Source organism: Abyssisolibacter sp. ZYX002 (assembly GCF_056892235.1).
In genome coordinates, this window is the sequence record NZ_JARMXH010000001.1 from 387,579 (window position 1) to 404,141 (window position 16,563).

10 protein-coding genes are annotated in these 16,563 nt (G+C 27.5%); 9 read left to right on the forward strand and 1 reads right to left on the reverse strand.

Annotated features, from left to right (window positions below):
• The first annotated feature begins 172 nt into the window (after nucleotides 1-172).
• From P3X86_RS01850 to P3X86_RS01875, 6 genes are all read left to right on the forward strand, one after another.
• Complete coding sequence (locus P3X86_RS01850) at nucleotides 173-1,345, forward strand: restriction endonuclease (RefSeq protein WP_483290921.1); 1,173 nt, start codon at nucleotides 173-175, stop codon at nucleotides 1,343-1,345.
• A gap of 93 nt (nucleotides 1,346-1,438) precedes the next feature.
• On the forward strand, nucleotides 1,439-2,923 hold the full coding sequence (locus P3X86_RS01855; RefSeq protein ID WP_483290922.1) for a Sau3AI family type II restriction endonuclease: 1,485 nt from the start codon (nucleotides 1,439-1,441) through the stop codon (nucleotides 2,921-2,923).
• A 34-nt stretch (nucleotides 2,924-2,957) separates the two neighbouring features.
• Nucleotides 2,958-5,663: a DNA-directed RNA polymerase subunit alpha C-terminal domain-containing protein gene (locus tag P3X86_RS01860; RefSeq protein ID WP_483290923.1), complete on the forward strand. Its 2,706-nt coding sequence runs from the start codon at nucleotides 2,958-2,960 to the stop codon at nucleotides 5,661-5,663.
• Between the two features lie 5 nt (nucleotides 5,664-5,668).
• Nucleotides 5,669-6,883, forward strand: a complete 1,215-nt coding sequence (locus tag P3X86_RS01865; protein ID WP_483290924.1) for a hypothetical protein — start codon at nucleotides 5,669-5,671, stop codon at nucleotides 6,881-6,883.
• Nucleotides 6,876-9,449, forward strand: a complete 2,574-nt coding sequence (locus P3X86_RS01870; RefSeq protein WP_483290925.1) for an SNF2-related protein — start codon at nucleotides 6,876-6,878, stop codon at nucleotides 9,447-9,449. Before P3X86_RS01865 ends, P3X86_RS01870 begins: the two co-directional genes overlap by 8 nt.
• A gap of 29 nt (nucleotides 9,450-9,478) precedes the next feature.
• Nucleotides 9,479-10,879 carry a Sau3AI family type II restriction endonuclease gene (locus tag P3X86_RS01875; RefSeq protein ID WP_483290926.1) on the forward strand — a complete coding sequence of 467 codons (1,401 nt, stop codon included), beginning with the start codon at nucleotides 9,479-9,481 and terminating at the stop codon, nucleotides 10,877-10,879.
• 8 nt (nucleotides 10,880-10,887) lie between these two features.
• Here the strand turns inward: P3X86_RS01875 and dcm are convergent, their stop codons facing one another.
• Nucleotides 10,888-12,096: a DNA (cytosine-5-)-methyltransferase gene (dcm, locus tag P3X86_RS01880; protein WP_483290927.1), complete on the reverse strand. Its 1,209-nt coding sequence runs from the start codon at nucleotides 12,094-12,096 to the stop codon at nucleotides 10,888-10,890.
• A 328-nt stretch (nucleotides 12,097-12,424) separates the two neighbouring features.
• Here dcm and P3X86_RS01885 point away from each other — a divergent pair, with 328 nt between their 5' ends.
• The 3 genes from P3X86_RS01885 (at nucleotide 12,425) to P3X86_RS01895 (ending at nucleotide 16,554) form a co-directional block, all read left to right on the forward strand.
• Complete coding sequence (locus P3X86_RS01885; RefSeq protein ID WP_483290928.1) at nucleotides 12,425-12,931, forward strand: hypothetical protein; 507 nt, start codon at nucleotides 12,425-12,427, stop codon at nucleotides 12,929-12,931.
• 337 nt (nucleotides 12,932-13,268) lie between these two features.
• Nucleotides 13,269-13,676, forward strand: coding sequence for a sigma-70 RNA polymerase sigma factor region 4 domain-containing protein (locus P3X86_RS01890; RefSeq protein ID WP_483290929.1), 408 nt, complete (start codon nucleotides 13,269-13,271; stop codon nucleotides 13,674-13,676).
• 631 nt (nucleotides 13,677-14,307) lie between these two features.
• Nucleotides 14,308-16,554: an ATP-dependent DNA helicase gene (locus P3X86_RS01895; protein ID WP_483290930.1), complete on the forward strand. Its 2,247-nt coding sequence runs from the start codon at nucleotides 14,308-14,310 to the stop codon at nucleotides 16,552-16,554.
• Nucleotides 16,555-16,563 lie beyond the last annotated feature (9 nt).

The window sequence follows — 16,563 nt, forward strand, 5'->3', positions numbered from 1 at the left end:
ACAAAGGGCCCTATTTTACAATATTTATTTACATATAGAAAGTATTTAGTGCATTCTATATGTAAATAAATATGATTAATTTAATTAGTAGAGTCGTTATAAGATAGTGTTAAGTTTTATAATTCGATATTTTTTTAGGTGAATAGAAATATGTTATTTAGGAGGAAAAGTTATGGCCGTTGCTTTTAGTGATTTGCAAAATGCTGATTTAATAATTGATGAAATATATTTAGGTGGAACTAAAGGAAATTTATCAGATGAAGTGTTAAGTAAATTAATGTATGTAGAGAATTCAGGTGGATTTAGAGTTAGAGGTAATAAAAAGAGTTATAATTTAAAGTATGTTGTTTTGTTTACAACGGGCCAAGATATTGATTGGGTAGATTATATAGATTGTGAGACTGGAAAATTTGTTTACTATGGTGATAATAAACAACCAGGAAAGAAATTGCATGATGAAAGAAATAGAAAAAGGGGGAATTTTATTTTAAGGGATAGCTTTAATCTATTACATAAAGGAGAACGGAATAAAATACCTCCATTCTTTGTTTTTTCAAAGGAAAAAGGGCGCAACATGAAGTTTAGAGGAATTGCTGTTCCTGGTTATGAAGGATTGAGTGCTAATGAAGATTTAGTAGCGTTATGGAATATAAAAAACAATAGTAGATTTCAAAATTATAGAGCTATTTTTACTATTTTAGATATACCTGTAATAACTAGAGGATGGATACAAGATTTGTTAGAGGATAAAGGATTGGAAAGTAATAGTGCTCCAAAGATATGGAGAGATTGGGTTCAAAAAGGAATATATAAACCATTAAGAGCTAAGAAAAGTAAAGAATATAGAATAAAAGATGAACAATTACCTAATACAAAGAGTGATTTAGAAATTATAGAAACTATATATAATTATTTTAAAACAGGGCATGCTTTCGAATATTGTGCAGCGAGGTTGGCTCAATTAATGGATTCAAATATTATTGATTATGAAATTACTCAAAAAACTAGGGATGGAGGGAGAGATGCAATAGGAAAGTATAGAATAGGTGTTGAAGCTAGTTCTATTACGGTTGATTTTGCCTTAGAGGCAAAAAGATTTTCTATTAAAGCAGGTGTAGGGGTAAAACATACTTCAAGGTTAATATCAAGACTAAGATATAGACAATTTGGGATACTTGTTACAACTTCTTATGTAGATAAACAAACTTATCAAGAAATAATCGAAGATGGTCATCCAATAATAATAATAGCTGCAATTGATATAGTTAAAATTTTAAAAGATTCAGGACTAAAAACTAAAGGAGAGGTTTATAATTGGCTCAAAGCTAATTTTTGTAGAGAATAACAGTAATAATGTAGAATTATAAAATAATTATGATTATATAAGTGATAACTGATAGTTTAATTGTATTATTACATCGTGAGGGGGATAAGCTACGTGGCTGAAAGTAAATATAAGACGAAGGAAGAAGTACTTAATAGAGCAAAAAAGGCTATAGGTATACCTTTTGGGGTTATAAATAAATCAAATAAATTAAAAGAAGTTAAAGGTGGTGCAGGAAAAATGATTGAACAAGATTGGTTTGACATTGAGAATAATAACTGTCCTGAACCAGACTTCAAAGAAGCAGAAGTAGAATTAAAAGTAACGCCATATTATTACAATTCTAGAGGGTTGAGAGCCAAAGAGCGTTTAGTTTGTAATATGATTAATTATAAAGAGGAAAATGTAGAGGATTTCTATAAAAGTAGTTATTGGAAAAAAAACAAGACTACTTTAATCATGGCTTATAATGATAAGATACCAGAAATAAATGCCATAAGAAAGAAGAATAAACAGAATTTATTATCTGATAATGAGAAATATGAATTGAAGAAAAATTTTACAATAGATAAAGTAGCCTTGTTTTCAATTCCAGTTAGAGATTTATCTACAATAATTAATGATTGGAGAATAATAGCCAATAAAATAAAATATGGCAAAGCACACGAATTATCAGAAAAAGATACAATGTATTTAGCAGCCTGTACAAAAGGAAGCACTACAGAATCATCAATGAAAGAACAAAGAGGAAGTGTTAAAGCTAGAGCTAGAGCATATTCTTTGAAGCCGTCATATATGACATATATTTTAAATACATATTTATTTGGTGAAGAAGATGATGAGAATATCGTTAAAGATATTGTCTGTGCTAAAAAGGGAATAGAAGAATATATAAAAGATAAGATAAGACCTTATCTAGGAAAAAGTCAAGCAGAATTAAAAAAATTGTTAGGCGTAAGTACCAGTGCTAAATCTTTAAACTATATCTTGATTTCTAAAATATTAGGAGTGACAGATGTTGAAGAAAGTTCTGAATTTAAGAAAGCCGATATTAAGATAAAAACTATAAGAATAGAAGCTGATGGGAATAAAATTGAACAGCATATGTCATTTCCTACAGTAAATTTTAAAGAATTAGTTTTAGAAGAATGGGAAGAATCCAAGGTTAAAGAATATATGATAGATACTAAATATATGTTTGTTATATTTAATAAAGATGAAGATTATAACAGAGATAAAAAGAATTCTATGCATACAGAGAAACACTTATTTTTAAATAATATTATTTTTTGGCAGATGCCAGATAAGGATACGAAAGAAGTTAAAAGAGTTTGGGAAAGGGCTCGTATATCTGTCGAAAATGGTGCTGGATTAAAAATGGTAAAAAAAGGGGAAATAACTATGATGAAAAATACTTTACCTAAAGCTTCAGAAAGTAAAGTTGTTCATATGAGGCCTCATGCTGGTAAGGCAGGGTATACTGTTGAGAGTGAATATTCTGATGAATTACCAAATGGAAAGTACATGACGAAACAATGTTTTTGGTTACATCGCAAATATATAGCAAAGCAAATAGATAATTTTATAAGAGAATTCTAAGGTGGTATTTAATAATGATAAAAAGGTGATTGATATGAAACAGATTTTGAACAAAGAATACAAAATAGAACTTTTAGATATATCAAATAGATCATATAATTGTTTGAAAAAGAACAATATTAATCTTATTAATCATTTAATAAAACTGAATGACTCTGAAATAAGAAATATAAAAAATATTGGAGATAAATCATATCATGAAATCAAGAAGATAATTGATATAATACATACGAAAGGTATAGAAAATGTATTGGGCAAAGCTAAACGTATTGATGAAAATCTAACAGTGTATCAAGTATTAAAAAACCAAAAGGAATATACAAAGCGAATTTATTTTAAAGATGAAGATGATAATCTATGCGAGGACATTCTATTAAATAATATGGATTTATCTTATAGAACAAAAAAAATACTTAATCAAAATGGATATATTTATGCTTCTGAATTATTGGATAGTAAAGTATCTACATTAAAAAATTATAATAATATGGGAGAAAAAAGTTTTGATGAGTTACTTAAAAATATAGAACTTATTATTCAGTTTGAAGCTAATGATATTAAAGATTGCAAAACTAAGAGAAAGTCAATTCAAAAATTAAATGATGAATATAGGAACAGTGAAGTTCATTTTAATATTTGGGAAATGAATAGTATCATTGAAGTTTTATTTGAGAATAAAGATATTGATTTTGAAAATGAAGAAGATATTATTAGAATTTATAACAATGATTATTTTACTAACTTAATTAAAGATTATTGCTTAAAATTATTAAAGCTAAAAGGTTTAACTGATTATTCTTTAATAGAAAAAGGACTTCCTAATCATTTACGAAATACTAATATATTTAAAAAAATATTTAATAATTTAATTAAAGATTCCGAAATTGTTGAATTTAATGAAAAATATAGAATATATTATCCAAGTGTTAAAAATGTTTTAGAAAATTTAAAAAACGAAAAATTAAGTTTTGTAATTAGTCAACGGATTAATAGAGAAACTTTTGAGTATATTGGTAATAATTTAGGGCTATCAAGAGAACGAATAAGGCAAATAGAGAAAAAAGGAAGAAAGGAATTTCCGGTTGTAGCTGAGGACGATTACGCTAGAGTATTTAAAAAATATAATTGGTCATCAGAAATGTTTTGTTATGTATTTAATGAATCTATTTTTAAATATAACTATTTGGTATGGAGATATGATATAGGAAAACAAAATATAGAGAATATCTTAAGTGATATTACAATTGACTCAAATCAAAAGAAAAGAGCAAAAAAAATTATTTATAAATCGTATTTATTTATTGACAATATGATGTTAAAAAAGGATAGGAATGAAATTTTAAACTATATAATTAGGACATACTGTGAGGATGAACTACATGTAAATGATGTAAATGAATTATATAATATGTTTTTAGAAGATTATAATTTATCAGATGAAAAATATTGTTACTCTAGTATAAGATATTTGGAAAGTAGACTTATTTCAAGTGATATAGTTTTATGGAAATTTGGTAAAAAATTAAGATATTATGATACAACTGAAATTAGTGAAGAGAATTTAGCTGAAGCATTGGAATTTGAAAAAAATAGTAATATTGAAATTTCAACCTTAAAATTATTTAATGATTATAAAAATGTAATGATTGAATGGGATATTAGGGATGAGTACGAACTTCATAATCTTATTAAAAAAATAGTATCTAAAGAAAATATTTACAATCTTGAAATATTGAAAATGCCAACAATTACATTTGGACTAGCTGATAGAGAAATGCAAGTATTCAATCTCCTTTTAGAGAAAGCGCCTATTTCAAATATAGAATTAGCAATTAACTATGAAAAAAAATATGGAATTAAAGCAAAGACTGTTTTAGCAAATTATCTTAAATGTATTGAGGAATATTGTTTCAAAGGAGAATATTCAATTGAATATATGAGTATGAATGAAGAACAAGTTAATAATATTAAATTATTACTAACTCAGAATATATATTCATATGATGAATTAATTCATGTTTTTAAGATTATATTTCATAAGGAATATAAGTATTATTTAAATGAATATAATATGAAAAAAATAGGATTTAGAATGGGATCAAGAATTGCATATCCAATAGCATATAACTCTCTAGAAAAATATTGCAAATATATATTATTGAAAGATGACGTGGTTGACAAAGAGAAATTACCCAAAAATTTAACCATGACATATGAATTTTATAATTGTTTAAATGATTTAAAACAGAAATTTGAAATAATAGAATTTTATCCGAATAAGTTCATAAATATAAGAAAGTTGAAAACTAAAAATGTTACAAAAGATGATTTGTATGATGTGGTTAAGAAAATAAATGAATTTATGGGAAATGAATATTTTACTATGCATTCATTGAGGAGAAAAGGATTCACACATATAATTGATAATTTAGGATTTGACGATTCCTTTTATAATTCAATACTGATATATAGTAAGAGTTTTAAATCATGCAAATTTAGAGATAATGTACTATTTAAAAAATATTGTGATAAAGTTACAATTTCTGATTTAATATCAAGTATTGTATATAAAGAAAACAGTATTGATATTTTTGAATTAATTGATTTTATTGATAATGAATATGGCATAATTCTTGAAAAAAGTAAAATTCCATTAATGGCTGATGCAAAAGGGTTGTACTATGATAAAATTATGGAAAAGCTCTATATTAATTATGATGAATATTTTAAGGAGGTATAGAATAAGTGAACTTGTTAAAAGAAGGAGTAGAACGAGGTTTTGTAATAAAAACGGATGCAAAAATAAAATTAAGGATTGATGGGAATACTAAAAATTTTGATGTTTATAAAGTGAAGTTAGAACATTTATACTTTAATGACAGAAATGATAGAATTGCTACTTGGATGAGTAAGTATAAAGCAGATAATAGTATTGATAATATTGATTTGGCTGACAAAGGTAAGTACAATTCAATAATACACGAATTTATTAAAAAAAGTAATCCTCAGGCTCTAAAAAAGACGCAGTCAAATATTGAATTAGTTAAACAGCTTCAACCTGGAGTATGTTTATCAGATGGAAGAATTATCGATGGAAATAGAAGATTTACTTGTCTGAGAAATTTATCTAATAGTGATGATCAGTATAATTATTTTGAGACAGTTATTTTGGATAAGAAATATGAAGATCATGAAAAAGCAATAAAAAAACTAGAGTTAATGATTCAACATGGTAAAGAGAAGAGGGTAGATTATAATCCTATTGACAGATTAGTTGGCATTTATAATGATATTATTGAAACAAAACTATTAACAGTTAAAGAATATTGTAAACATGCGAATATCACTGAATCAAAATTAAAAGGATACATTGCACGAGCTGAATTATTGGTTGAGTTTTTAGAATTGATTGATGCTCCAAAGCAATTTTACATTGCACGAGAGCTGGATTTGGATGGTCCTATTAAAGAGATATACGAAACTATAAAAAAAATAAATGACATTAATGATAAATTTAATATGAAAAATATTCTATTTGCAAATTTATTAGTAAATCAATCTGGTGATACAAGTAGATTTATGAGACAAGCAAAAAAAATAGCTGGCTCTAATTTATTACAAGAGTATATTGAGGATAGTTTAGAATTAGCTGAAACTGTAGTTGATAGGGTTTGTGAAGTTGATAAAGTTAATATGAAAACAATAACCAATGTTGTAAATGATGTAGAAGACACAAAAGATAAGCTTACTAGATCATTGAGAAAATATGAAACTAAAGCAAAAAAGACTGAAACAAGAAATAAACCGATAGTTATTCTAGAGAAAGCATATGATTTGATTGATACTATTGATGTAAATATATTTAAAAAATTGGGAAAAGAACAGCTTGAAAACGTGAGTTCACAAATAAATCAGTTGGAAGAAATATTGAGTGCTATTAAAGGGGAATTAGATGTTTAGGGATTTAAAGTTATTACATTATTACTCTTCAATAAATAATAATATAGCTAATGAGTTTTATAATCCAATATTAAAAGAAGCAAAAAGGTATGATAGAAGTAGTGCATATTTTTCTGCTAAAGCTTTAGCTTACTATTCTAAGGGGCTTGAATATTTTTATAAACGAGGAAGTAAATTTAGACTCATAATTTCTAAAGAGATAGCTGAAGAAGATTATCGTATTATAAAAAAAGGTTATGCAATGAAGCAAGATTTTAAAAATAATCTGTTAAATAGGTTAAATCAAAAGTTATCTTTAGAAGAAGAAAAAAACATATCAAATTTGGCATATCTTATATCTAAAGGTGTAGTAGACATTAAAATTGCTTTTAAATTGGAAGGAATATTTCATGAAAAATGTGGTTTGTTTTATGATGATGATAACAATATAATTTGCTATAGAGGGTCTAATAATGAAACGTTAGCTGCATTAGATAAAAATTTTGAATCTTTCAATGTGTCGTGTAGTTGGATTGATTCAAATGGTTTTTATATGAAGGGGATTAAGCAAAGCATAGCTGATTTTGAGAAATTGTGGCGTAATCAATATGACAAAATATATGTTGTAGGGATGGATGAAGTTATTATGAAAGAAATATTAAGACATAATAAAAATGAAATAATAGTGGAGGAAGTTTTATTGAAAGAAGACTGTATTATCTTGGATTACGATAATCAGTTAATTTTAAGAATTAACACGAATGACAATTTTTGGATTACCAAAAGTGGCTTTTTCAAAATTAGATTAAAAAGATATGTAGAGAAAATCAATAATAAATGTATATTCTTTAAGACTGGTTTGAATTACGTAGATTTTATTAAGATATGGGAAATTATTAAAAATAAAGCTGTTTCTATAGGTAAGTCATGTTTTAAAACAAAGAGATTAGATGAGTATATAAAATCTAGGAATTTGTATATTGATAAGAGAGCAACACTTGGTCTAGATATAAAAAGGCAAGATTACAGAATTACACCTGAATTTGAAAAATATACAGATATAGTAAATAAGCAAATGACAAGAAAGTTAAGAAACAAGCAAATGTGGGATTCATTTTTCATGTGTACGATGACCAAATCGTGTAATTTTTCAGTGCCAGGATCTGGGAAGACTTCTTCAGTATTAGGGGTTTATGCATATTTGAATTATAAAAAACGAATAGATAAAATAGTTATGATTGGTCCTAAAAATTCTTTTGGTTCGTGGATTGATGAATTTAATATATGTTTTGATGGTAAGCAAATGTTAGAATTGTTCAATATACATAACCCTAAGTATAAAACTTCAAGAGATAAAAAGAAAGGACTTATATTTGATACAGTTAAAGCTAACTTAATTTTAGTTAATTACGAATGTATTGGCACATATGAAGAAGAACTTAAGGAAATTATAGATGATAAGACTTTATTAGTTTTTGATGAAGTACATAGAATAAAAAAAGTTGATGGTCAAAATCCTGGAATATATGCTGGACATGCACTAAATATTTGCGATAAGGCTATATATAAAATTGCAATGACTGGAACACCAATACCTAATTCATACTTGGATTTATTTAATTTATTACATCTTTTATATAAAGACGAATATGATGAGTTTTTTGGATTTAAACCAAGTATACTTAAAAATACTACACAAGAAGATTGTGAATTGATTAATACGAAAATGAAACCTTTTTTTTGTAGAACCACAAAGGAGAACCTTAATATTCCAAATGCTAATGAAGATATTATTATAAAATCTTCTGTCAATGAAAAAGAGAATGAATTATTTAAAATATTAATGAACAAGTATTCTAGAAATAAACTGACATTATTTATTAGAATTCTTCAGCTTGAAGCAAATCCAAAGATGCTTTTAAATACTATTGACAAAGAAGATTTTCAATATGTTCTAAATGATGAAGATGATATTGATGATATAGATTATATAGATTACTCAGAAGACATTATTAAATTAATCAATTCCATTGAAGTAACATCAAAGATGACAAGGTGCATTGATAGAGCATATAAATTAGTTAAAAAACATAAGAAAATTATTATTTGGTGTATTTTCAAGACTTCAATTAATGAATTAAATAAACGGCTAAATGATTTAGGCATTAAAACAAAATGTATATATGGTGAGATACATTTGTTGGAGAGATCAGAAATTATGGAAGATTTTAAGAAAGGAAGAATTGAAGTGCTAATTACAAATCCACATACGCTAGCAGAATCTGTTTCATTACATACAGTTTGCCATGATGCAATTTATTTTGAGTATAGTTTTAATTTAGTACATTTACTTCAATCAAAAGATAGAATTCATAGACTAGGATTGCCAGATGGTCAGTATACTCAATACTATTATATGTGGATGTACTTCAAAAATAAAGGTGATTTATATTCACTTGATGAGCAAATTTATGATAGGCTTTTTGAAAAGGAGAAGATAATGATTGAAGCAATAGAGAATGATAAATTTGAAGAAGTAACTTCTTCTGAAGAGGATTTGGAGTTAATATTAAAGAATTTATTTTGAATATTACAGATTAATTTGGAGTTGATAAGATGAAATATGATGATAGAGATATTAATTCAATTGTTCAGTATGCAAAGCAAATGGAAGGATGTTGTTTAAGAGAAAAATCTTTAGCTGATGATTATAGTATTAAGAATAAAAACAAAGGCCAACTAGGCCAATTAGTTGAAAAATATTATTTTGGCTATGATTTAAATTCAAGGCAAGACGCTGATTTTAGCAAGGTAGGCTTAGAATTGAAAGTATGTGCAGTAAAGGAGATTAAACCAGTTAAATCTTCTAAATTAATGATTAAAAGAAAAGGGTTAAGCGCAAAAGAAAGAATAGTTTTAACAATAATTGACTACTATAAATTGTCAAAAGAAAATTGGGATGAAGCAACATTACATAAAAAAATTAAATTTCTATTGATGATTTATTTATACAACAATAATGTACAGGTAGACGAACAGCAATTCATTTTGATTAATTCATGGCAACCTAATGAAGAAGATATGCTTGTTATTAAAGATGATTGGCAAAAAATACAAATGAAAGTTAAGCAAGGAAGAGCACATGAAATATCTGAAGGAGACACTATGTATCTAGGAGCTTGTACGAAAGGTAGCAATAAAAATAATGTAAAAACCCAGCCTTTCTCTAATATACCTGCAATGCAAAGGGCATTTTCTTTAAAAAGGTCCTATGTAGATTTTATAGTTGAAGAGTTGCTACAAATAAAAGAAGGTATAAGAAAGCAAAGAAATGTTGTAAAGGAAACTTTTAGTGATATATTACTTAAAGAGTTAAATAAGAATGTTGGTATATCTCTGGAAATTTTGCTTAAACGCTATAATATCGAAAGACAAAGAAAAGCTAAAAACTATGTAGAGTTGGTTACAAAAGATATTTTGGAATGCATATTTGGAAAACCAGTAAAATATATTGATGAATTTAAGAAAGCAAATATAGAAATTAAATGTATTGTATTACAGATAAATGATATTCCTAAAGAAGCAATATCTTTCGAGCAAATTAGGTATACAGAAATTGTGGAAGAGGATTGGTATAATTCGACTATTCGAAATAAACTTGAAGGTAAAAAGCATCTTTGGATTATATATAAAGCTACAAAAAAATATAAGAAGCAATCTGAATTAAGATTAGATGAAATTGTTTTTCAAGAAGCATTCTTTTGGAATATGCCTATTAAAGATTTAGATTCGGATTATCAATTATTGTGGAGAGATACCGTTGAAAAAATTAAGCATGGCAATTATGCAAATTTTATGAAATCAAAAGATAATAGAGTAGGTCATATTAGGCCGAAAGGGTTAAATAGTAAGAATGATTTAATGATAACTATTCAGGGTACATTAGAAAAAAAGAAGTGCTTTTGGTTAAATGCAAAGTATGTGGCAAGCGAGATAAAGAGAATAAAAAAATCATAAGTAAAGAACTATTCTTTACTTATGATTTCTTCAATAACACGTCCCATTTCTTTGACTAGATTAACAACCAATGCGTTACCCATACAAAAATATCTAAAAGATTCGGGCATTCCGGTTTTAGTCCAATTGACTGGAAAACCATTAATTTTTTCACACTCAGTAGGTGTAAGTTTTCTGAGCTTGCCTGTTTGAGGATCTTTAACTATATGACTACTTCTGTTCTTCGATTTTTCGCTAGTAAGCATTGTTCTAGCAGGTATATCAAGCTTATCAGGAAAAGGAATTCCACCTTCTCTAAATATATATTTATGACCGTCTTTTGAAGTCCTAGGTATTGATTTAGGACCTTTTAGATGTCTCCATTTTTCAAACTCATCTTCAGATAAATAATATTCATCACTGACGTTTGTATCAAGCATATCACCTAGAGTCAAGGGAGGGGCTATAATAAACTGTGATGGTGAAGTGTTAGTAGTATATATTATTCCATTATACATTAATCCTGTATTAGAAAAATTGTAGCTAAAAGAATTTGAGATATCTATAATATCGCTATCTATAGCGTGATTCTTAATAATATAATTAGAATCAATCGGAAACGCTTGAGCAAACATACCTTTTTCTGATAATATGGATTCGTTGGTTAAGTCAAATATTTTAGCGTAATTAGTTTCTCGTTTTGACGCAAATATAAATATACGTCTTCTTTTCTGTTGAAAGCCGTAATCAGCTGCATTAATAACTCTCCATTCAACATTATAGCCATTTAAATCTAGGCATTTCAGCATTATCCCAAAATCTCTTCCTCGTTGATTAGAAGGTGATTTTAATAATCTATCTACATTTTCTAGTAGAATAAATGGAGGTTGTTTAGCTTCAATAATTCTTACAATTTCCCACCATAAAACACCTTTTTTACCCTGAATACCTTTGGCACCTGTGCTAGCAACAGAATAGTCTTGACAAGGGAATCCTCCTACTAAAAGAGAATGATTAGGTATAACGTCTGTACTCACTTTAGAGATATCAATGTTACTGTATTCATTTATACCACCAACATCACTAAAATGATTTTCGTAACAATTGTAAGCATGTTGTGATACTCTACTAGGTTCCCATTGATTAGCCCAAAGGGTTTTAAATTTATCACTTGCAGATTCTAAGCCAATTCTAAATCCTCCTACACCTGCAAATAATTCAATAACTGTTTTCTCCATAACTACCTCCATAGTTAAAATTCTATTTAATTATACATCAAATTGTGTCAAAGATCAAGAGTTATTTTTAATTAATAGGAACTTTTGTTCTCTATTTATTTTATGTAACGAACTTTTTTGGTTCGGCATTATAATAATTTTAATTATAGTTAAAAACGTATAATTATTAGTATATCTTATAGTACTATATGACTAATTGTATAAATATACCTTGACATGTAAAAAAAGGAGCAATATAATAAAAACATACACTTGAACGTGCGTTCGTAAAGTATAATAATCAAAGTAAAATATGTTGATGTCAAAGTAGTTGATGAGGAGGGAAATTATGAAACAAAAAATCTTCAATGACTTATCAGACATAATAGAAAGGCATAAAAAAATTGATGATGATATTTACGAGAGTGCAACATTATTATTGAAAAATTACTTAGGCGTAGTTTGGAGTAATTTTGATAGTTATGATGATGCTGTGCGGGAACATAGCGAAGTGTATGGAAATAAAAATTATAGTGGTCTTGAAATAATGTCCCAACTTGGGGCTGAGAAAAAGGCTAGAGAATTAATGAAGAAGTTATTATATGTAGCAGAAAACAAGATGATGATTGATGTGATAGAAAAGGCATTAGCACATGTTAAAGAGTATCCTGATATTGGCGAACTTTATTATGATATAATTAATAAAAACTTTTTGTCCGACCATAAATGTAACCAAGAGGAAATATGTGATAGTTTACATATTGGAAGGACAACCTATTATAGAAGACGTAAGGAAGCAATATATCTTTTCGGGGTATCACTATGGGAATATAGTATTCCATCTGTGATGAATTAATATATAGCAGACAAAATGGGTGGTACTTTTATGGGACAAAAATGGGATTATGATGGTACTGACATTGAACACCTAATAATATATACTGATAGTATAAAATAAACTGTCAAAAACCACATATAGAAAAAATATAGACTCTATGACTTTAAAAAGTTGTAGAGTCTTTTTTTGTACCCAAAATCAGTCACATCTAATTGTGGCTATTTTTTTATGTAAATTTTTATCTGCGAATTAGTGGTTTTGGCAAGATAGGGGTTTATATTATGTCAGTTAAAATACGTTCTCCAACACCTTCCGTTTTGAACTTAATAACAAATACAAAATGGAGGGAGATATAATGTGCAAATTAATTCATAGAAAAAGTGAACTTAATATATGGAAAGACAAAATTGAATTAACTGATGAATTAATAGAATGTTTTGATGAGTTTAGAAGAAGCGAAGCGAATCAAAATAAATGGATAAAAAGATATATTATACAGACACCATTCTCAGAACTCATTAATAGACAAATGACAGCTAAATCTATAGAAGAAGAGATTCTCGAAAATATTATAAATCAACAGCTTTATATTGCTATATCAACTTTAACAGTAACACAAAAAAGGAGATTAATAAATTATTATTTTAAAGATATGACACTTAGAGAAATCGCGAGAATGGAAGGGTTATATATAAATGCTATTAAGCGTTCTATTGAAAGAGCAGAAAGAAGAATAGCAAATTATTTAAAAAATTTTATGTAAGGGGGTGTAAAATTTGCTTCTAACTGTCCTTATATAGTGAAGGGGTTTTTTTACTCCACGTTCTTTGACAAATAATGAAAGGCTATTTCTAAATGGCTATATGATATGAAATGTTGCAAGAACAATTGTATGCCTTAACTTGGCTAAAGTTGTGTAAATTTCATAAATCTTAAAAACCAATCTGAAATAGCCTTTGATAAATTATATAAATTCATCTTAATCATTCATACATATCTCTAAGGTACGTTACCTTGTAACCATTATGGGAAGCGACGTTAATAACCTTCGCCATGATCACTAATATTAGTGTGAGCGTAAAAGGTTGATTATAAATAACTACGTGGTTATGTAGTTAATCGCCATGACCTACAAGGGAAAAAACAAGGGGTATACCCTTGGATGATACTTCTATGCAGTCTTAACTTATCGTATGGAGCATAGCTAATGGACAATCCATTAGAGAATATAGTGTAGTTTGAGACATAACTATGGTAGATTCTATGAGAATAGTTACCACTATTCGCCTCTAGAGATATTTAATTTACTTTGACAGTATTCGTATGTATTACACTGTCTTGATATATACGAATGTTGTTAAGGAAGTATAAAACTAAAGAATGGAGGAATATATATGTGCCAAATCAATACGCATATAAAGTATGCTATGACTGTACTAAAAGAATTAGTTAAGTTACAAAAGAAAGAGCAGGGGATATTTATATCCAGAGATTGTGTTGTTACTGGGACTTTTACAGGAAAGACATATAAGTATAAAGCGTATAATTACATCACGGGAGATAATAAATATATTGGACATAAGAAACAAGCTGTGAGTGAAGATAGGTACATTGATTTATTAACAAAGTTAGTAGAGTATGAGTTTTATAATATTAGTTATCCTGCAATAGGTGAAGAGTTAATTGAATATATATTTAGAGCAGTATTTAAGTGTTTCGGATATAACATAAGAACACAGCAAATAGAGTTAGCAAAGCATATGTACAAAGCTATGATTAATAATTATATTTCATTAAGTGACATAGCTGTGGGACTTGGGAAAACACATGCTTATTTAGTTGCGCTTATAGTCTACGATATGAAGTGTAATTCAAGCTATATATCTGCTACTGATAAGAACAAAGTTATGATAATATCAACATCAAATAAGGCTCTTCAAAAAGCTATTGTAAAGGAATATATCCCTGAGATATCAGACATGTTGCTACAACATGGCATAATAGATAAGCCGATAAGATCAGTTATAAGAAAAGGACAAGAAAACTATATCTGTGATATTAGATTAAAAAATCATATTAATAACATTTATCCTCACAAGGTTGGTGAAAAGGAGTATCACTTAATTAAGAATTTGATACAAAGTAATAAAGTAGATTTATCAAATATAAAGGGAATAAGGGATCATAACAAGCAGAAAATTAGAGTTATTCCTAGTCATTGTAGGAACTGTCTAAGTGATAAATTGTGTAGATACAGAAGATTTATCAATAATGCAAATAGCTTGGAATATATAATACAAGTAACTAACCATAACTATATGATTGCAGATGTTTTAAAGAGAAAAGAAGGACATAGACCATTATTACCAGATTATAAAGTAGTTGTTTATGATGAGGCTCATAAGATAACTGAAGCATATATTGACATGAACACAGTACAATTAAAAAGACAAGAAGTTTATAGATTAATTAATAAAATAAAACCGGTTAATTGTAAAAGTAATATAGCTAAATACTTAATAAAGTTTTGTAATGAAGCTACAAAGCTATTGGATAGAATATATTATAGTTTGAACAAAAGCATACCTAAAGAATTATTAGATGATAAAGATATTAATAAATATATACCTAATAATACTCGAAAGTTAAGACAACAATTTAGAGAATTGATCGAGATTATATACAGAATAGTAATTAGAATATCCGATAGACAACGAGCTTTGCAGATTGAACTTGAGAGAATAGGAGATAGAGTGAAAAGGATAAGTCAGGTTAATTCTATGGTATGGGTAGAATATTCATCGAATGAGGACTTTGTGATTTGTGCTGTAGAGAAAGATATAAGCTTTTACTTGGGAAAAGATATATTTAATATGAACATACCTATATTAGCGACAAGTGGAACATTAGCTGTTAATAGAAATTTTGATTATATCAAAAGAGAACTAGGATTATATAATACAAGAAAGATTTTAGAAACTAGTGAAATATCACCATTTAATTATTATCAAAACTCATTATTATATCAGGCAGATGACTTGCCTTATCCTAATCAAGAGGATGATAATTACATAAATACAGTGGCACAAAGAATAAGTGAATTGATACAAGCAAGTTATGGACATGCTCTAGTGTTATTTACATCTTATGAGATACTATATAAAACATATAAAATATTGCAGACTGAAAACAATGATTATCCAATGTTAATAGCAACAAGAGGATATAATAATGCAGTTGATGATTACAGAAAAAGCAAAAATGGAGTGCTATTAGCATGTGGTAGTGCTTGGGAAGGGATAAATTTCAGTGGAGATATATTATCTCATCTTATTATTGTAAAACTACCTTTTCCTGTACCAGATCCTATAACAGAAAACCAAAAGAGTCAATTTAGTCCATATAATGAATTTCATGAAAAAGTATTAATACCTAGAATGGTGACTAAATTAAAACAAGGATATGGACGAGCTATTAGGACGGAAACTGATACAGCAGTGATATCAATACTAGATATTAGAGCTAATGTGAAATACAAGGAAGTTGTAAGAAAAGCATTACCTAGTACAAAGATTACAAATAACATAGAAGATATAAAAACATTTATTCAGGAGAAAAAGTCACCTGAATATTTTTATTGATTAAACATT